The sequence below is a fragment of the Streptomyces sp. NPDC002886 genome (assembly GCF_042888445.1).
Lineage (GTDB): Bacteria > Actinomycetota > Actinomycetes > Streptomycetales > Streptomycetaceae > Streptomyces.
The window spans coordinates 68,586-85,523 of sequence record NZ_JBIAPV010000015.1 but is presented as its reverse complement, the minus strand read 5'-3'; the positions used below and the strand labels follow the sequence as shown (position 1 = coordinate 85,523).

Genomic DNA, 16,938 nt, shown 5'->3' with positions numbered 1-16,938 from the left:
GCGCAAAATATATGACTATGTGGCGAGCAGCCGGGTGCGGCACTCCTCCACGTCGAAGTCACCCTTCGGGTACTGCGGCGCGATGCCCTCCAGATGCTCCAGCAGCAGTTTGCTGATCGCCCAGTTGCGGTACCACTTGCGGTCCGAGGGGACGACGTACCAGGGCGCGGCGTCCGTGGAGCAGCGCTCCAGGGCCAGCTCGTACGCCTGTTGGTACGCGGGCCACACGGAGCGCTCCTCGATGTCGCCCGCGTTGAACTTCCAGTGCTTGTCCGGGTTGTCGATCCGCTCCAGGAGCCGCTTGCGCTGCTCCGCGTAGCCGATGTGGAGGAAGACCTTCACCACGGTGACCCCGTCGTCGGCGAGGGACTTCTCGAACCGGTTGATCTGCGCGTAGCGGCGGCCCAGCTGACTGCGCGGCACCAGGTCGCGCACGCGGGCGATCAGGACGTCCTCGTAGTGCGAACGGTCGAAGATGCCGATCTCGCCCGGCTGGGGGAGCGCCTTCATGACGCGCCAGAGGAAGGGGTGGTTCTGCTCCTCCGGCGTGGGCGCCTTGAAGGCCTTGATCCGGCAGCCCGAGGGGTTGAACAGGCCGATCACGTGCTTGACCGTGCCGCCCTTGCCGCTGGTGTCCATGCCCTGGAGCACGAGCAGGACGCGCCGGCGGTCGCCCGCGGTGCTGGCGGCGTAGAGCCGTTCCTGAAGGGAGGCGAGCCGTTCACCCATCCGGGCGGTGTCCGCCACGCCGGCCGCCTTGTCGGTGGGACCGGCGGGGGTCGCACCGGGGTGGAAGGCTCCGAGGTCGACGCGCTCGCCGGAGGGGACGCGGAGCACGGGGCTCAGGGGGGTGTCGTACCCGTACTCGTACCCCGGTCCGTGGCCGTGCCCGTGGCCGCCGGACTTGCGGGCGGCGCCCTTGGAGCCCTTGCCGTTCTCGGCGGAGATGCGGAGCAGCTCGCGCAGCGAGAGGGGCTTGGACTTCGGCTTCCCACCGGTGGCGGTCGCGGCGGTGGTGGTGGCGGTGCCCGCGTCGCTGCCGGGATCGGCCTTCGTCTCCGCCTTGGCGGACTTCTCGCCCTTGGCGGGCGCGGCGGCCGCTTCCGCGGCCTCCTCGGAGGCGGACTTGAAGGCCTTGCGGGCCTTCGGAACCTTGGCGGACTTCCCGGCCTTGGCAGCCTTCTCCGGCTTGTCGGCCTTGGCGGACTTCCCCGCCTTGGCGGCGGCCGACTTCGACGCCTTGGCAGGCTTCCCGGCCTTCTCGTCCTTGCTGTCCTTCTTGGCCACCGCTACCTACCTCGATCCGTCGACTCCATACGATCCTCCACCACAACGCGGTGCGCCGCGACGTGACGAAAGGCCAGGCCGGGCGGGCCGGAAGGCGGTGCGGGCGGGCCGGAAGGCAGTACGGCTCACCGCCATGGACCCGTCACCGCGAAGGTGGTGCCGGGCGTGTACGCGTTCACGTACATCGTCCGGGCGTCCGGGGAGAAGGTGACCCCGGCGAACTCGCCCCACTCCGGCGCCCCCGGCTTACCGATGTCGGCGGCGTTGCGGGCCATCGGGTAGACCTCGCCGCCGGGGGTCACGCCGAAGACGTACTGCGCGCCGCCGCCGTCCTCGCACACCATCAGTCCGCCGTCGGGGGCCAGGCAGATGTTGTCGGGGGAATCGCCGGGCAGCCGGACGTCGGCGGCCGGGCCGAAGACCACGTCCAGCCGGAGCCGCGCGCGCAGCGGGTCGTAGAACCACACCTGGCCGTGGTGCTCGGCGGGGGAGCCCTCGCGGGTGCGGGCGTAGCTGGAGACGAAGTGGACGCCGCCGTCGCCCCAATAGCACCCCTCCAGCTTCTGGGCGTGGGTGATCCCGCCGGGACCGAAGTCCTGGAGCCGGATCGGGGTCCCGGACGCGGACGGGTCCGGGACGGGTACCCACTCCACCGGGAACTCGGCCCCGGGCTCGTCCACCACCGCGAGGTTCGCCAGTCCGGGGACCCGCAGGGCCTCCAGCTCGCCGCCCGCGCACAGGGAGCCGAGCCCGCCGAGGGGACGGGCGGGCAGGAAGCGGTAGAAGAGCCCGAAGGGTTCGGTGAAGGCGTCCTCCGTCTCGTAGACCACACCGCGGTACGGGTCCACGGCGACGGCCTCGTGTGCGAAGCGGCCCATCGCGGTGAGCGGGACGGCGCCGGAGCGGTGCGGGTCGGCGGGGTCGACCTCGAAGACGTAGCCGTGGTCGCGGGTGTAGCCGGCGGTGCCGGCCCGGTCCTCGGTCTCCTCGCAGGACAGCCAGGTGTTCCAGGGGGTACGGCCGCCCGCGCAGTTGACGGCGGTGCCGGCGAGGGCGACGCGCTCGGCGGTGACCCGGCCGGCCGGGTCCAGATCGAGGAGCGTGCAGCCGCCGAGGGCGTGCGGGTCGTAGGTGAGCCCCTCGACGGGAGGGACCCGCAGGGCGGCGGTGGTGCGGTTCTCGTGGTTGCGCACCAGCCGGACGCGGCCCCGCCCGGCGTCGAAGGCGGCCATGCCGTCGAAGTTGCCGGGGACGGTGCCCTCGCCCGAACGCAGCGGGTCGCCGGCGCGCGAGAGGACGCGGTACGCGAACCCGGCGGGCAGATCGAGCAGTCCGGCGGGGTCGGCCACGAGCGGGCCGTAGCCGCGGGCGGAGAGGGGGCCGGCTGTACGGGTACCCGTACCCGGGCCCGTGCCGTTGCTGCGCGAGCCCGCTCCCACTCCGGCTCCGGCTCCCGCTCCCGGTCCGGCTCCGGCGAACAGCACGCCGAGCGATCCGGCGAAGGAGATGGAGGCGGCTGCCATCAGGCTGCGTCGGCTGAGGTTCATCGGTGACTCCGGGTGCGGGGAGCGGTCTTCGACCGGCCCGTCGTACCACGCCGCCCCGGCGTCCTCGCCGCGCCGCGCGGGCCGGGGTCCGCCTGGACGGGACCCATCGGCCCGCCCGGGCGGAGCGCGGGGTTAGGCCAGCGTCGCGGTGAGGGTGATGGTCGTGCCCGTCAGGGCCTGGCTGACCGGGCAGTTCTTCTTGGCGTCCTCGGCGGCCGCGGCGAAGCCCTCGGCGTCGAGACCGGGCACCTCGGCGACCACGGTCAGGTGGATGCCGGTGATGCCCTCGCCCGGCTGGAACGTCACGTCGGCCTTGGTCTCCACCCGGGTGGGCGGGGTTCCGGCACCGTCAAGGCCGTGCGAGAGGGCCATCGAGTAGCAGCTGGAGTGCGCGGCGGCGATCAGCTCTTCCGGGCTGGTCTTGCCGTTCGCGGCCTCGGCGCGCGAGGGCCAGGAGACGTCGAACGAGCCCTGGCCCGAGGAGTCGAGGGAGACGACGCCGGAACCCTTGAGGAGGTTGCCCTCCCAGTTGGTGTGGGCGGTACGCGTGGTGGCCATGGTGGATCCCTTCACGGAATGTGGGTACGGCCGGGCCGTGGGAACGGCCCGGCGACCCCAAACCTACTGGGACACCAGGGGCTTCGCGTCGCGTGCCAGTGCGGTGAGCCTCGAGATGGCGCGGAAGTACTTCTTGCGGTAGCCGCCGTTCAGCATCTCGTCACTGAACAGCCGGTCGAAGGGAACGCCCGCCGCCAGGACCGGGACCTCCCGGTCGTACAGCCGGTCGGCCAGGACCACCAGCCGCAGCGCCGTCGACTGGTCCGGGACCGGGCCGACATCGGTGAGGCAGACGGCCGTTATGCCGTCGGTCAGGGCCCCGTACCGGCTGGGATGGACCCGCGCCAGGTGCTCCAGCAGCCCGGGGAAGTCGTCGAGGCTCGCGCCCTCGGTGGCGTACGCCGCCTTCGTGACCTGCTCGTCGGAGAACGGCGCGGGAGCCTCGGGCAGGCCCCGGTGGCGGTAGTCCTGGCCGTCGATGCGCAGCGGGCGGAAGTGCGCGGACAGGCCCTGGATCTCCCGCAGGAAGTCGGCGGCGGCGAAGCGGCCCTCGCCGAGCTTGCCGGGCAGGGTGTTGGAGGTGGCCGCCAGCGCCACGCCCTGCTCGACCAGGCGGCTGAGCAGGGAGGACACGAGGACGGTGTCGCCCGGGTCGTCGAGCTCGAACTCGTCGATGCACAGCAGGCGGTGCCCGCCGAGGGTCTGCACGGTCTGCTGGAAGCCGAGCGCGCCGACCAGGTTGGTCAGCTCCACGAAGGTGCCGAAGGCCTTGAGCGCGGGCTCGGCCGGGGTGGCGTGCCAGAGGGAGGCGAGCAGGTGGGTCTTGCCGACGCCGTAGCCGCCGTCGAGGTAGACCCCGCGCGGTCCGGTCGGGGCCGTGCTCTTCGGGGTCCTGGAGAACCACCGCTTCTTGCCCGAGCCGCTCGCGTGCGCCCCGCCGAGGCCCGCGGCGAAGTCCGCGAGGACGGTGACGGCCTCGGACTGGCTGGGCTGCGCCGGGTCCGGGTCGTAGGTGTCGAAGCGCACCGAGTCGAAGCGGGGCGGCGGCACCATCTCGGCCACGAGCCGTTCGGCGGGCACCCGCGGCTCGCGGGCACACAGGGACTGCGGTCCCGCGTCGGCTATCGGGGGCCGCCCGGAGGCTGACGCTGAGGGCGAGAGAGAGGTTGACACAGCTCTTAACTCTACGGGGCGTGGCACACTGCACCGATGCGACGCCTGTTCCCTGTGACCGATCAGACATCAGCGGACCAGACCGACCGTGAATGGTCGCTGGACGAACTCGCCGAGGCGTACGAGTACCCCGAGCTCGGCCCGGACGGCCGCGGCCACTGGCTGCGGGCCAACATGGTCTCCACCCTGGACGGCGCGGCCCAGCACGACGGCCGTTCGCAGCCGATCTCCGGCGAGACGGACATGCGGATCTTCGGCACCCTGCGGGCGCTGGCCGATGTCATCGTCGTCGGTGCGGAAACGGTTCGCCAGGAGGGCTACCGCCCCGCGCGGGCCCGGGAGGCCTTCGCCGCCCGCCGCGAGGCGGCCGGCCAGGGGCCCGCCGCCGCCATCGCCGTGGTCTCCGCGAGCCTGGACCTGGACTTCTCGCTGCCGCTGTTCACCGCCCCGCTGGCGCCCACCCTGCTGCTCACCGGAGCCGCCGCCCCTGCGGACCGGGTCGCCGAGGCCGTGAAGGCCGGGGCGCAGGTGGTGGTGGCCGGCGACGGGGCGGCCGTGGACCCGGCCCGGGCCGTACGGGAACTCGCGGACCGGGGGCTGCGTCGCCAGCTCACCGAGGGCGGGCCCCGGCTGCTGGGTCAGTTCGTGGCCGCGGACGCGCTGGACGAGCTGTGCCTGACGATCTCGCCGATGCTCACGGCGGGTGACGCCCAGCGGATCTCCGGCGGCCCCTCCGTCACGGTTCCGCACCGGCTCGCACCGGCCTGCTTGCTGGAAGAGGCCGGGTTTCTGTTCACGCGTTACCGTCGGATCTGAAGAGAGGCGGAATTTGTCGTTCCGCTTAGCTTCCGCTGGGCACAGTAGTGGGCAGGTATAACCGCACAGGCCCCGTGCGACAGCGGGGCAGGATGGTTTCCGCAGGGGCCGGCCGGCCGGTCTCGGCCCACGAAGGAGAGGGCGTCCGTGTTCACGAGCGTATTGATGATCGAGCAGCCGCTGACCCCCGTCGACGTGGACTTCGTCACCACCCTCCACGGAGACGAGCAGGTCTCCTTCATCGTCCTCATGCAGCCCCGCGGCGACCGGGACCGGCTGCTGCGCGCCATCGACGACGTAGCGCTCGGTGAGCTTCCCGAGGCCATTCACGAGGGCGACGAACCGGAGGGCGACGCGGCCCGCGGCCCCGCCGAACTGGCGATCGAGCATTCCCTCGCCTCGCTGCGGGCCAAGGGAGCCAAGGCCGTCGGGCAGATCGTCGAGGACCACCCGCTCGACAAGCTGAAGGCGGTGGTGGCCGAGACCAACGCCGACGAGGTGATCGTGCTGACCGCCCCGCACTACGTCGAGGAGTTCTTCCACCGGGACTGGGCCTCGCGGGCGCGCCACAAGGTCGGCGTTCCGGTGCTCAAGCTCTTCGCCCACAAGGAATAGGGTGGAGGCGGCCGGACCGCGCGTCCCCGTCGATCGCGGTTGATCGCGCGCCTCCGGCTGCCGTACGTACGCACTCGATCCTGGAGCTACCTGAATGAAGCCCGGCCTGCCGACCGCCATGGAACGGCCCCACTTCATCGGCATCGGCGGCGCCGGCATGTCCGGCATCGCGAAGATCCTGGCCCAGCGCGGCGCCAAGGTGGCCGGCAGTGACGCCCGTGACTCCGAGACCGCCCAGGCGCTGCGCGCCCACGGTGCCACGGTCCACATCGGGCACGCCGCCGGTCACCTCGCCGACGACGCCACCTGCGTGGTCGTCTCCAGCGCCATCCGCGCCGACAACCCGGAGCTGGCCCGCGCCGCCGAGCTCGGCATCCCCGTCGTGCACCGCTCCGACGCCCTGGCCGGGCTGATGGACGGCCTGCGGCCGATCGCCGTCGCCGGCACCCACGGCAAGACCACCACCACCTCGATGCTGGCCGTCTCCCTCTCGGCGCTGGGCCTGGACCCCTCGTACGCCATCGGCGGCGACCTGGACGCCCCCGGCTCCAACGCCCACCACGGCGAGGGCGACATCTTCGTGGCCGAGGCGGACGAGAGCGACCGCAGCTTCCACAAGTACACGCCGCAGGTCGCGATCATCCTCAACGCCGAGCTCGACCACCACGCGAACTACGCGTCGATGGACGAGATCTACGAGTCCTTCGAGACCTTCGTCGGCAAGATCCCGGCAGGCGGCACCCTGGTCATCGCCCACGCCCAGGCGGGCGCGGCCGAGATCGCCGGGCGGGTCTCCGGCAACCCCGACCTGATGATCGTCACGTACGGCGAGGAGCCCACCGCCGACGTCCAGATCACCAAGATCACCCCGCGCGGGCTGACCAGCGAGGTCACCGTCGTCATCGACGGCCGGATGCTCACCTTCACCGTCTCCGTGCCCGGCCGGCACTACGCGCACAACGCCGTCGCGGCCCTCGCCGCCGGTGTCGCGCTCGGCATCCCGGCGCACAACCTGGCCTCCGCCCTCGGCAAGTACACCGGGGTCAAGCGCCGCCTCCAGCTCAAGGGCGAGGCCGCCGGGGTCCAGGTCATCGACTCCTACGCGCACCACCCCACCGAGATGACCGCCGACCTGGAGGCCATCCGTGGCGCCGCCGGGGACTCCCGCATCCTGGTCGTCTTCCAGCCGCACCTCTTCTCCCGCACCCAGGAACTCGGCAAGGAGATGGGCCAGGCCCTCGCCCTCGCCGACGCCTCGGTCGTCCTCGACATCTACCCGGCCCGCGAGGACCCGATCCCGGGGATCACCAGCGAGATCATCGTGGCCGCGGCCCGCGCCGCCGGGGCCGACGTCACCCCCGAACACTCCAAGGAAGCCGTCGCGGACGTCATCGCGGGAATGGCCAAGCCCGGCGATCTCGTTCTCACCATGGGTGCGGGCGACGTCACGGACCTGGGGCCGGCCATCCTGGCCCGTCTGTCGAACTGACGGCTCTGGGAAGAGCGCGAAAACGGGAGATCAGTCATGTCGTACGAGGTAGAGAAGACGGACGAGCAGTGGCAGGCGGAGCTGACCCCGTCCGAGTACCAGGTGCTGCGCCTCGCCGGGACCGAGCCCGCCTTCCGCGGTGAGTACACGGACACCAAGACGGAGGGCGTCTACAGCTGCCGCGCCTGCGGCTCCGAGCTGTTCCGCTCGACGGAGAAGTTCGAGTCGCACTGCGGCTGGCCGTCCTTCTACGACCCGAAGGACTCCGACGCGGTCGAACTGAAGGCGGACGTCGCCCACGGCATGGTCCGCACCGAGGTGCTGTGCGCGAAGTGCGGCTCCCACCTGGGCCACGTCTTCGAGGGCGAGGGCTACCCGACCCCCACGGACCAGCGCTACTGCATCAACAGCATCTCCCTGCGCCTCACCCCGGGCCCGGCGTCCGCCGAGGGCTGACCCGGTCGGCCTCCCGGGCCGGGTGACCGGACCGGGACCGGCTCCCCGACCCCGCACGGGTCCGGGAGCCGGCGCCTTGGGCTCGGTGAGGCACATATCCGGTGGAGCTCCCGGGGGCCCGGTGGCAGGGTGGGCGCATGCCGACGCTCCACGCCGAGCGGCTCCTCCGTGAGCTGCATGCCTCCCTCGGGCTCCGCAAACGTCCCGAGGACGTGGCCCAACTGGTCCAGGACCTGTTCGCCGCCCAGCGCACCGACCTCGATCTCGCCACCGCCACCGCCCTCGGCAAGGCCGTCGAGCACTCGCTGCGCAGCATGTGGCACGGCTACACCTCGATGAGCGAGGAGTTCGCCCGGCCCGTCGGCGCACAGCGCCAACTCGCGCGCACGGCCGCCTTGTTCCCGAACCTTCCGGAACTCCCGGTGGACGCAGGTGACGATCCCGCCCGCATCGAGGAGGTGATCCGCCGGGCCGGCGAGGAGATAGGCCGGGAGTACGGGCAGAACGACTTCGGTACGGAGCGGCTCGACCGGGCCGAGCGGGCCGGGGCAGGACTCGGCGGGCTCTCCAAACGCCAGTACAACAAGCGCTTCCGACTGCTCCGCCGCATGGAGGCCAAACTGGCCCGGATCGTGCACGAGCAGCGCCGCCGCGAGGTCACGATGACCGGCAAGGGGGCGCTCGCGCACACCGTGCCGTACGAGGCGTTCGCCGCCGACCCGGCCACCGCGGCCTTCGTCGCGTACTTCACCGCACGGGGCGGCATGCGCAGCGTCTTCACCAACGGAAAGCAGCGGCGGCCGTACGACGAGGTGGCCGACGCCCTGTTCCGGCGGCTGTGCGCGGAGCCCGACCGGACGAACTGGTACGTGGTCGCCCACGTGTACCCGACCCCCGATGTGCTCGGACACCTTTCCGACGCGGACCTCGCCCGGCTCCTGGTGCGCTGGAACCGTTTCCTGCGGGAGGTGGCCGAGATGCTGGAGGACGCCTGGAACCGGTGCCGGCTGGAGCGGCACACCATGATCGTGCGTCCCGGCAACGACTCCTCGACCTGGAACCAGGCCGCCCAGGCCTGGAGCACGGCGCGGGCGCACTGGTTCGCGCTGGTCGGCGAACTGGGCGAGCAGGACCTTCTGGACCGCTTCTGCCCGGGCAAGGTACCCCGGCTGATGGCGGCCGACGTGGCCTACTGGCACCGCAAGAGCGGTGGCGGGCTGCACCCCGACACGTATGTGTGGGCGGAACTCCCCTTGCCTTGGGAGGTGCTGCGGGGGGAGGCGCAGTGCCCTCGCTCGCTGGTCGAAGAGGTCTGCCGACGGCATGGCGTGAACCCCGTCGCGGGCGGCTGGACCGCGCAGCGGCCCGTCGCCGAGCCGGCCCCCTACCGCCGGACGCCGGAGCTCGTCCACGGCGTCGCGGTCAGAGACCCGCTGATGGCGAGCGCCCTGCGGTCCGCCGGGGTGTTCTCGGGCAAGGACAAGCGGGCCGCCGCGCAGGAGTGGCTGTGAGCCGCCGGCCGCCGAGGTAAATGAGTTGCCCCGTCCGGCCGTTGCGCGGAGGATCGCAGCGGCGGCGGGGAAGCTCTGCGGAGGAGCGCCCGGCTCGATTTCCGGGTGGACGTAGGTTCGAATCCTGCCCCCGTCGCCGCCTTCTTCCTCTTTCGGCTTTCCCTTTCCCCTCTTCTTCCTTCTTCCCGCGGTTCATCCCCGCAGGGCCGCCAGGTGGTCCGACAGGGTGCGGGGCGGGACCCAGCCCTGGGTGCGGGAGCGGGTCAGGTCCAGGACCACCGGGTGGGCGAGCTGGTCCACCGCGTAGCGGCTGAGGGCCGGTTCGCCCGAGGACAGGGATTCGGAGAGTCTCGCCGCCGTCCGGGCCAGGGCCGGCGGGAGGTGGCGTACGCGGGCGCGGACCCCGTGGGCCCGCAGGACCTCGCGGACGGCCGCGTCGCGTTGGTAGGGGCCGGCGTCGGCGATGTTGTACGCGCCCGCGGGCCAGGCGGGCGCCGCCAGGCAGGCGTCGGCGAGGTTCTCCACCGCCGTCAGGCTGAGCGGGACGTCCGGGCCCGGCAGGAACAGGGTTCCGGCGCGGACCCGGGAGAGCAGGCGGGGCAGGAGCTGGGTGTCGCCGGGGCCGTACACGGCGCGCGGGCGCAGCACCACCGCGCCCGCGGCCAGCGCGAGGCTCTCGCCGGCGGCCTTCGTGCGGCCGTAGGCGTTCAGGTGCCCCTTACGCGGGTGGTCCTCGCGGACGAGCGTGCGGTCGAGGCGGGGGTCGTAGACGCTGGCGCTGCTGACCCACACCACCGGGCGGGCCCCCGCCGCCCGCAACAGCCGCTGCGTGCCGGTCACGTTGACGGCGTGCATGACGGCCTCGGCGGGGGAGCCCGGGGCCGGATCGCCGACCGCCGCCGCGCAGTGCACCACGAGGTCCACACCGGAGAGGTCCGGATCCCCGAGGGAGGCGTCCCAGAAGCGGTGTTCCCCGAGCGGGCCCGGCCTGCGGCCCACGCAGAGCACCTGGGCCCCGGCCGCCGCCGCGGCGCGGGCCACGTGTCCGCCGCAGAAGCCGCTCGCGCCCGTGACGGCGATCCGGGTCCCCGCCACGGCGGACGGCCTACGGGATGTCATGCCGCCGCCCGTACGACCAGCGAGCGCCACCCGGGCAGGGCGGCCCCGCGGTCCACCCGGGCCCGGGTCACGACCGGCCGGTGCGGAGCCAGCGCAGCCAGTACGCCGGCCAGCTGCTCCCGCGCCAGGCGGGCGCCGGGGCAGGCGTGCGGCCCGGCGCCGAAGACCAGGCGGGCGACGCCCGGCCCGTCGGGGCGGTGCCCGTCGGGGTCCCGCAGGTGGGCTCCGGCCGCGTGCCGGGCCACCAGGAGCAGCCGGTCCCCGGCCCGGACCGGGCAGCCCCCGACCGAGCCGTCGGCCGCGGCCACCCGGGGCAGGAGCGGGGAGGCCGCCGTCACGCGCAGCAGTTCGTCGGCCAGGGCGGGGCACAGCTCCGGGTCAGCCGCCTGGTCCCACAACCCGGCGTCGGCGCACCAGGCCACGGCCCGGGGCAGCGCCGCGACGGTGGTGTTGACGGCCGCGACCGCCAGCATCGCCGCCCGGGCGTCCGCCCCCGGCCCCAGGAGCCCGCGCAGCCGCCCGGCGGCGCGGACCGCGGCCTCCCCGGCGCCGGGACGGGGCGGGCCGGGGAGGTGGCCGCGCACGGAGGCGGCCGCGGCCTGGGCGGCGGCCTCCGCGAGGGCGAGCGGGGAGGCGCCGTCCGAGGAGCCGGGGCGCAGGAGCGCGTACACCACCGAGCCGGCCAGTTCCCGGGCCAGCGGGACCAGGTCCACCGAGCCCCCGAGCGCCAGCGGTTCGAGCCGCCGCAGGAGCAACGGGTGCCATGCAGCGCGCAGTTCCCGGGTCCCGCCGGCGCCGAGCAGCTCGGCGAGCTCCCGCCGGGCCGTCCGGTGGCCGGGGCCCTCCTGGTCGAAGAGCACGCCCTCCACCCGGGCGGCCCGGGCCGCGCCGCCCGTGGTACCGGGCGCGCTGCGGTCCAGCGGGAGCCGGGTCAGCGCCTCCCGGTAGGCCGCCGTGCCGTGGACGAGCAGGGTGCCGCGCCCGAGCCGGCGCACGGGCCGGCCGCGGGTGGCGGCGAGCAGCGCGAACAGGAACGGGTGGGAGCGCAGGTAGACCAGCCGGTCCCGGCGGCGGGCCTTCGTGGCGGCCCGTGTGGGGGTGCGGATGGTCGGGTCGGTGGTCATCGGACGTGTGCCTCCGCGGTGTCGGCGGGCCGGTAGCGCCGGTCCCAGTACCAGAGCAAGGTGCGGCGCGGGCCCCAACTCCGCAGCCTGCGCAAGCTGTTCTGCACCACCAGGTGCTCCGCGCGGACGATCCGGTCGCTGTGCTCGCGGGCCCGGTTCAGCAGGGCCACGTCCTCGGACCGCTCGTGCAGCGGCACCCGCAGGGCGCCGCCGCAGCGCAGGTAGAGGCCGGCGGTGATGCCCAGGTTGTGGCCGTGGCACAGGACGTACGGGGTGCGGTAGCGCGGGTGCCGGTGGGCGGGCCGGTAGCGGCCGTAGAGCGAGGTGAGCCGGATCAGCGCGGGCAGCAGCCGGGCTTCGAGCAGGCCGGGCCCCTCGTCGCGGCGCGGCACGCTGCGCCCGCACAGCATCTCGGCGCCCCGCCCGAACTCCGCCTTCGCGACGGCCGTCCAGTCCGGGGCGGGCAGGCAGTCGGCGTCGGTGCGCAGCAGGTGGGTGGCGCCGGCGGCGATGGCGTGGCGGAACCCCGTGTCGGCGGCGGTCCCGGCGCCGGGCCGCTCCTCCGCGACGAGTGCGACGGGAAAGGGCGCCGAGCGCGCGAAGTCCCGTACGGCCTGCGCCGTTCCGTCGGTGGAGGCGTTGTCCACGACCACGAGCGTGAATCCGGTGTCGTGCTGCGCGGCGAGCGCGGCCAGGGCCGCCCCGATGGCCGCCGATTCGTTGTACGCGGGCACGACCACCCACAGGTTCGTCAACTCGGCATCCCTTCCGGTGTGTTGGCGGTGGCGGCCCAGGAGGCGGCGCGGAGCAGCACGCGGGCGCACAGGCCGGCCCAGACGAGGAGCCCGATCAGCGGTCCGGCCCGGTGGTAGAGCTCGTCGTGCAGTGCGGCGGTCGCGGCGAGGTAGGGGCCCGCGGCGAGGAGGAGCAGCCGGCAGGCCAGCGCGGCCGCCAGCGCCGGACCCGCGATCGCGGCCGGCCGGGGCCTGCCGGGGGCCCGCCGCGGGGCGAGCCACAGGACGGCCGAGAACAGCGCCCACAGCGCGGGGACGGTCAGGGCCGGACCTCCGGCCGTCACCGCGGCGGCGACGGCGGTGCCCGCGAGGCAGAGCACGGCCGATCCCGCGAGGTCGCGGGCCGCGTCGCGCACGGGGTTTCCGCTGCCCGCGTGCTGCCCGCACACGGCCCGGATCCCGGTGCGCAGCGCCCGGGTCGTGCGCACCGCCGACCAGCCGAGGGCGAGGACGAGCAGCGGCCGCCAGTGCGGAGCCGCGATGGGCAGCCGCCCGGCCAGCGGAGCCGCGGCGGCGGGCAGCAGGGCCGCGGCCAGCCCGTCCACGACCCGCCGGACCCCGTCCGCCCCCGCCCCGGCCCGGCCGGCCAGCGCACCGAGCAGCAGGACGGCCGGGGCCGTCCCGACGAGCAGGGCGTACGTGAGCGAGCCCGCGAGGGCGTCGCCGTTGGCCCGGGTGTAGCGGCGATGGGAGGCCATGACCCGGTCCCGGACGGCCGCGGTGCGGGTCCGCCAGGGTGTGCCGGAGCGGGCTCGCCGCGCGGGTGCGGCCGTCACGCGGCGCCCCGCTGGGGGCCGTTCGGTGCGGACCTGCCCTGTGCGGACCCGTTCGGTGCGGACCCCTTCGCTGCCGACCCGTTCGGTGCGGGCCCGTTCCGTGCGGACCTGTTCCATCCGGATCCGTCCCGTGCCGGGCCGGAGGTCAGCCGCTGGGCCGCCAGGGCCGCCGTCGCCGCGCGGTCCGGTTTGCGGGAGCGTCCCGACAGCGGGATCCGGGCGAACAGCAGGGCGTCGGGCGCTGCCGTGCCCATCCGGCGCAGGGGGCCCGCCAGCGCGGACCGCAGGGCGGGCTCGGAGGCGCCGTGGCACGGCTGGACGACCGCGACGAGCCGCTCGTCGCCCTGGCGGTCGCCCGCCTCCGCCGGAATCCCGACGAGCAGCGCCAGCTCCACGCCGGGAACGTGCAGGGCGGGTTCGTACAGGCCCGGGTAGATGTTCTCGGCCCGGCGCAGCACCATGTCCTTCGTCCTGCCCTCCAGCACGATGCGGCCCGCGTCGTCCAGGCGGGCCCGGTCGCCCGTACGCACCCACGGATCGGGGTCCTCGCCGAGGTAGCGGTGCCGGGCCCCCGGTCCCGTCAGCAGGAGCTGCCCGTCCGCGTCGGACCCGGCGCGCACCCCGGGCAGCGGGGCTCCGACCAGGTCGCCGGGACCTTCGTACGCGGCCTTCTCCCGGGACTCCACCGCGGCGGCCGGGAACAGCTCGGTGAGCGCGTACACCCCCCAGGCCTCATCGGCCCCCGACTCCCTTACCCGTCCCAGCAGTTCCGCGCTCGCCGGCGCGGACCCGGTCCACACCCGGCCCCGGAAGCGGGCTCCCGCCCGCAGCGCGTCCCGCAGCTGCGGCGGGGCGAGGTAGGTGTCCCGCGGTGCCAGCCGGGCCAGTTGGCGGGCCAGCACCCGGGGCGAACGGGCCGGGAGGGCCACGGGGGCGCCGCGCACCAGGGAGGGGACGAGCACGAAGAAGGTGCCGCCGAGCACGGGCCCGGCAGCCGGGCCGGAGGCCCAGGTCTTTCCCTGGGCTGGGGAGAACAGTGCCGACACCGTTTCCATCCCCGCGGCCAGACTCGCCCGCGTGTGCACCACCGCCCGGGGCCGCGCCGTGGTCCCGGAGGTGAACACGATGACGGCGTCGGCGTCCCCGTCCCCCGTGAACCCCGCCGGAACCCCGAGCCGCCCCGCATGCCGGTCCAGCCCGGGCGCGCACCCCGGCAGCCGCCGCCCGACCGTGGCCACCGGCGCGCCCAGCCCGGCCAGCTCCGGCAGCTCCAGCCCGGCCGCCCGCCGGGCCAGCGGCCGGGCCCACCCGGCCACCGCCTGCGCGGCGGCGTCGGCCAGCACCAGCTGGGGCCGCGCGGCCGTCAGCCGGGCGCGCAGCACGTCGGGTCCGGCCCCCGGGTCCAGGACGGCCCCGCGCAGACCGAGCCGCCACAGCGCGAGCAGCACGGCGAGCGCACGGGGTCCGGGGCGTACGGCGACCCCGACGGTGTCCCCGGCGCGCAGCCCGCGCGCGTGCAGGGCGGCGGCGAACGCGTCCGCCAGCTCGGCGAGTTCCCCGCGCGTGGCGGCGGTCCGGGTGGCTCCCGTACGCGTGGCGGTCAGGACGGCGGGCCGATCGGGACGGGCGCGCAGGGCGTGGTCGAGGCGGTCCAGCATCAGCGGGGGTCGTCCGTTCCGTGCGGGCCGCTGCCGCGGCCGAGGTACCAGCGGGCCGTGCCGGTGATCCCGTAGGCCTTCAGCCGGCGCGTGGAGTTCTCCACGACCATGGCCCGGCAGCGCGTGATTCGGTCGGTGTGGCGGCGCACCGCGTTGAGGAAGAGCCGGTCGGTGGGGGAGGGGCGCCGCGGCATCCCGCCGACGGCCAGGTACAGCTCGGCGGTGATGGCCATGTTGTTCCCGGCGTGCATCCGGTACGGGGCGCGGTAGCCGCGGCGCCGCGCGTGCTCGGGCCGCAGCCGGCCGAAGAGCCCGGCGAGCCGGACGAGGACCCCGAACCCGGCGCGGCCCAGCGGACCGTGTTCGTCGCGGCGGGCCACGATCCGCCCGCAGACCAGCCCGGGGCTGCGGACCAGCGCCGCCCGCGCCGCGCCCGTCCACCCCGGGTGGGGCAGGCAGTCGGCGTCGGTGCGGGCGAGCAGGGTCGCGCCGCGCCCGATCGCGTACCGGAAGCCGGTGTCCACGGCGGAGCCGACGCCCTTCTCCGGTTTCTCGATGACCTCCACCGCGAAGGGGGCCTCCGCCGCGAACTCCCGTGCCACGGATCCCGTCCGGTCGGCCGAGGCGTTGTCGACGACCAACAGGGTGAAGTCCCGGTCCCGTTGGCGGGCGAGCGCGGCGAGGGTGCCCGCGAGCCGGGCCTCCTCCTCGTGCGCGGGGACCACCACCCACAGCCGCCCGGCCGTGCTCACGACTTCTCCCAGACCATCGTCATGATGCTGATCCCGCCGCCGAGTCCGACGAACAACACCCGCTCACCCGAGCCCAGTTCATCGAATATCCGGTCGAGCTGCACCCCGATCGTCGCGCTGGCGATGTTGCCGAGCTCGGGCACGGTCACCACCAGCTTTCCGGCCGGCACGCCGGTCAGCTCGGCGAACCGCTCCAGATAGGGCACGGTCACCTGGTGCACCAGCACCTTGGAGAAGTCGTCCCAGTCCATGCCCGTGCGGTGCAGGGTCCGGTCGATGACGGCGGTGCCCACCTTCTCGAAGACCCCGCGCAGTTCGTGCCCGTCGCCGCGGAAGTACGTGTACGCGTCCCCGCGCGGGTGGCGCGAGCCGCCGCCCGGGATGCCGCCGACCCGCCAGTGTTCGGAGTGGGTCTCGGTGTCCACGTCGAGGATCCCGCCACGCTCCACCGGCTCCACGACGACGGCGGCCCCCGCGTCGCCGAAGGTGTAGCCCGCGAAGCCGGCCCGGAACTCGGCGAAGTCGGCGGGCGCCGTCCGCACGGCCCGGCTCGGGGTCTCCCCGGTGACCACCAGGGCCCGCCGGGCCCGGCCGGCGAGGATCATGGCGCGGGCGAGGTCGATGCCGTTGACGAAGCTGTTGCACGCGTTGGTGACGTCCAAGGCGTGCGCCCTCGTGCCGAGTTCGGCCTGCACGATGTGCGCGGTGGCGGGCTCGGCGACATCGCGGGAGGCGGAGGCGAAGAGCAGCAGGTCGATGTCGGCGGGCCCGAGCCCGGCGCTGTCCAGCGCCCGGCGGGCCGCGCCCACCGCGAGCGTGGACGCGTACACCCCGTCGCCCGCGATCCGGCGGGTACGGATCCCGGTGGCCTGGGCCAGTAGTCGGGACGGCAGCGTGATTCCGGCCCGGCCGGCGACCTCGTGCTCGAGCCGGTCGGAGGAGAGGACGTCCCCGGGCAGGATGCCGGCGACGGCGGTGATCCCGGCGCGGAGCCGCGGCGGGCCGGGCGGACGCGGTGCGGATGGCTGATTCGGCATGTCCTCACCATGACGCGCCGCCGGGCCCCGGTCCTGAGTACGGATGCTCATCCCGCCCGCGGACCGGATGAGTACTCGGGTCCTGCGCCCCGCGGCACGGGGACGATGGCCGCGAACGGGGGCGATGGCCGCGAAGGGGCGCGATGGGCGCGAAGGGTCGCGACACCCGCGAAGGGAAGTGGCGCGTGGGGCATGAACCGTCTGACGAGGTATTCCGTTCTCCAGG

At 74.5% G+C, this 16,938-nt stretch carries 16 protein-coding genes and 1 tRNA gene; 6 read left to right on the top strand and 11 right to left on the bottom strand.

All coding sequences use genetic code 11. From position 1 onward, the window contains the following. Positions 1 to 15 precede the first annotated feature (15 nt). The 4 genes from ACFYYB_RS39530 to zapE all read right to left on the bottom strand — a co-directional run bounded on the left by ACFYYB_RS39530 (position 16) and on the right by zapE (position 4,565). Positions 16 to 846, bottom strand: a complete 831-nt coding sequence (locus ACFYYB_RS39530; protein WP_389443157.1) for a PPK2 family polyphosphate kinase — start codon at positions 844 to 846, stop codon at positions 16 to 18. 566 nt (positions 847 to 1,412) lie between these two features. Continuing rightward, the gene (locus tag ACFYYB_RS39525; RefSeq protein WP_389443059.1) at positions 1,413 to 2,834 is read right to left on the bottom strand and encodes an alkaline phosphatase PhoX; all 1,422 of its coding nucleotides are present in this window, start codon (positions 2,832 to 2,834) and stop codon (positions 1,413 to 1,415) included. A gap of 132 nt (positions 2,835 to 2,966) precedes the next feature. After that, complete coding sequence (locus ACFYYB_RS39520) at positions 2,967 to 3,392, bottom strand: OsmC family peroxiredoxin (protein WP_266885705.1); 426 nt, start codon at positions 3,390 to 3,392, stop codon at positions 2,967 to 2,969. A gap of 63 nt (positions 3,393 to 3,455) precedes the next feature. After that, positions 3,456 to 4,565 (bottom strand): cell division protein ZapE, encoded by a 1,110-nt coding sequence (gene zapE / locus ACFYYB_RS39515; protein WP_389443056.1) that lies wholly within the window; start codon positions 4,563 to 4,565, stop codon positions 3,456 to 3,458. A gap of 36 nt (positions 4,566 to 4,601) precedes the next feature. On the opposite strand from zapE, the gene ACFYYB_RS39510 reads away from it, so the two are divergent. From ACFYYB_RS39510 to ACFYYB_RS39485, 6 genes are all read left to right on the top strand, one after another. Next, on the top strand, positions 4,602 to 5,381 hold the full coding sequence (locus tag ACFYYB_RS39510; protein ID WP_389443054.1) for a pyrimidine reductase family protein: 780 nt from the start codon (positions 4,602 to 4,604) through the stop codon (positions 5,379 to 5,381). A 147-nt stretch (positions 5,382 to 5,528) separates the two neighbouring features. Then, a complete protein-coding gene (locus ACFYYB_RS39505) occupies positions 5,529 to 5,996 on the top strand; it encodes an indole-3-glycerol phosphate synthase (RefSeq protein WP_327303845.1) in 468 nt (155 codons plus the stop codon). Between the two features lie 94 nt (positions 5,997 to 6,090). After that, the gene (gene murC, locus ACFYYB_RS39500; RefSeq protein ID WP_389443052.1) at positions 6,091 to 7,485 is read left to right on the top strand and encodes a UDP-N-acetylmuramate--L-alanine ligase; all 1,395 of its coding nucleotides are present in this window, start codon (positions 6,091 to 6,093) and stop codon (positions 7,483 to 7,485) included. Between the two features lie 36 nt (positions 7,486 to 7,521). Further along, positions 7,522 to 7,941 (top strand): peptide-methionine (R)-S-oxide reductase MsrB, encoded by a 420-nt coding sequence (gene msrB / locus ACFYYB_RS39495; RefSeq protein ID WP_327303843.1) that lies wholly within the window; start codon positions 7,522 to 7,524, stop codon positions 7,939 to 7,941. Positions 7,942 to 8,078: 137 nt separating this feature from the next. Beyond that, on the top strand, positions 8,079 to 9,452 hold the full coding sequence (locus ACFYYB_RS39490) for a hypothetical protein (RefSeq protein ID WP_389443049.1): 1,374 nt from the start codon (positions 8,079 to 8,081) through the stop codon (positions 9,450 to 9,452). 63 nt (positions 9,453 to 9,515) lie between these two features. Continuing rightward, positions 9,516 to 9,588: transfer RNA gene (locus ACFYYB_RS39485), tRNA-OTHER, on the top strand. A gap of 56 nt (positions 9,589 to 9,644) precedes the next feature. On the opposite strand, the gene ACFYYB_RS39480 is transcribed toward ACFYYB_RS39485, so the two are convergent. The 7 genes from ACFYYB_RS39480 to ACFYYB_RS39450 all read right to left on the bottom strand — a co-directional run bounded on the left by ACFYYB_RS39480 (position 9,645) and on the right by ACFYYB_RS39450 (position 16,712). Continuing rightward, positions 9,645 to 10,571 carry an NAD-dependent epimerase/dehydratase family protein gene (locus tag ACFYYB_RS39480; RefSeq protein WP_389443047.1) on the bottom strand — a complete coding sequence of 309 codons (927 nt, stop codon included), beginning with the start codon at positions 10,569 to 10,571 and terminating at the stop codon, positions 9,645 to 9,647. Further along, positions 10,568 to 11,695: a cytochrome P450 gene (locus tag ACFYYB_RS39475; RefSeq protein WP_389443045.1), complete on the bottom strand. Its 1,128-nt coding sequence runs from the start codon at positions 11,693 to 11,695 to the stop codon at positions 10,568 to 10,570. The genes ACFYYB_RS39480 and ACFYYB_RS39475 overlap by 4 nt, the downstream gene beginning before the upstream one ends. Further along, entirely contained in the window at positions 11,692 to 12,450 is a 759-nt protein-coding gene (locus tag ACFYYB_RS39470; protein WP_389443043.1) for a glycosyltransferase family 2 protein, read from the bottom strand. Before ACFYYB_RS39470 ends, ACFYYB_RS39475 begins: the two co-directional genes overlap by 4 nt. After that, on the bottom strand, positions 12,447 to 13,187 hold the full coding sequence (locus ACFYYB_RS39465) for a YhjD/YihY/BrkB family envelope integrity protein (RefSeq protein WP_389443041.1): 741 nt from the start codon (positions 13,185 to 13,187) through the stop codon (positions 12,447 to 12,449). Before ACFYYB_RS39465 ends, ACFYYB_RS39470 begins: the two co-directional genes overlap by 4 nt. A gap of 74 nt (positions 13,188 to 13,261) precedes the next feature. Further along, complete coding sequence (locus ACFYYB_RS39460; RefSeq protein WP_389443038.1) at positions 13,262 to 14,923, bottom strand: AMP-binding protein; 1,662 nt, start codon at positions 14,921 to 14,923, stop codon at positions 13,262 to 13,264. Continuing rightward, the gene (locus ACFYYB_RS39455; RefSeq protein WP_389443036.1) at positions 14,923 to 15,675 is read right to left on the bottom strand and encodes a glycosyltransferase family 2 protein; all 753 of its coding nucleotides are present in this window, start codon (positions 15,673 to 15,675) and stop codon (positions 14,923 to 14,925) included. The genes ACFYYB_RS39460 and ACFYYB_RS39455 overlap by 1 nt, the downstream gene beginning before the upstream one ends. Continuing rightward, the gene (locus ACFYYB_RS39450; RefSeq protein ID WP_389443034.1) at positions 15,672 to 16,712 is read right to left on the bottom strand and encodes a 3-oxoacyl-ACP synthase III family protein; all 1,041 of its coding nucleotides are present in this window, start codon (positions 16,710 to 16,712) and stop codon (positions 15,672 to 15,674) included. The genes ACFYYB_RS39455 and ACFYYB_RS39450 overlap by 4 nt, the downstream gene beginning before the upstream one ends. Between the last annotated feature and the right edge of the window lie 226 nt (positions 16,713 to 16,938).

Coding starts and splice junctions, on each gene's coding strand:
- ACFYYB_RS39525 (WP_389443059.1), bottom strand. CDS start 2,834: ATGAACCTCAGCCGACGCAGCCTGATGGCAGCCGCCTCCATCTCCTTC.
- ACFYYB_RS39490 (WP_389443049.1), top strand. CDS start 8,079: ATGCCGACGCTCCACGCCGAGCGGCTCCTCCGTGAGCTGCATGCCTCC.
- ACFYYB_RS39520 (WP_266885705.1), bottom strand. CDS start 3,392: ATGGCCACCACGCGTACCGCCCACACCAACTGGGAGGGCAACCTCCTC.
- ACFYYB_RS39450 (WP_389443034.1), bottom strand. CDS start 16,712: ATGCCGAATCAGCCATCCGCACCGCGTCCGCCCGGCCCGCCGCGGCTC.
- msrB (WP_327303843.1), top strand. CDS start 7,522: ATGTCGTACGAGGTAGAGAAGACGGACGAGCAGTGGCAGGCGGAGCTG.
- ACFYYB_RS39480 (WP_389443047.1), bottom strand. CDS start 10,571: ATGACATCCCGTAGGCCGTCCGCCGTGGCGGGGACCCGGATCGCCGTC.
- ACFYYB_RS39510 (WP_389443054.1), top strand. CDS start 4,602: ATGCGACGCCTGTTCCCTGTGACCGATCAGACATCAGCGGACCAGACC.
- ACFYYB_RS39475 (WP_389443045.1), bottom strand. CDS start 11,695: ATGACCACCGACCCGACCATCCGCACCCCCACACGGGCCGCCACGAAG.
- ACFYYB_RS39460 (WP_389443038.1), bottom strand. CDS start 14,923: ATGCTGGACCGCCTCGACCACGCCCTGCGCGCCCGTCCCGATCGGCCC.
- ACFYYB_RS39465 (WP_389443041.1), bottom strand. CDS start 13,187: ATGGCCTCCCATCGCCGCTACACCCGGGCCAACGGCGACGCCCTCGCG.
- murC (WP_389443052.1), top strand. CDS start 6,091: ATGAAGCCCGGCCTGCCGACCGCCATGGAACGGCCCCACTTCATCGGC.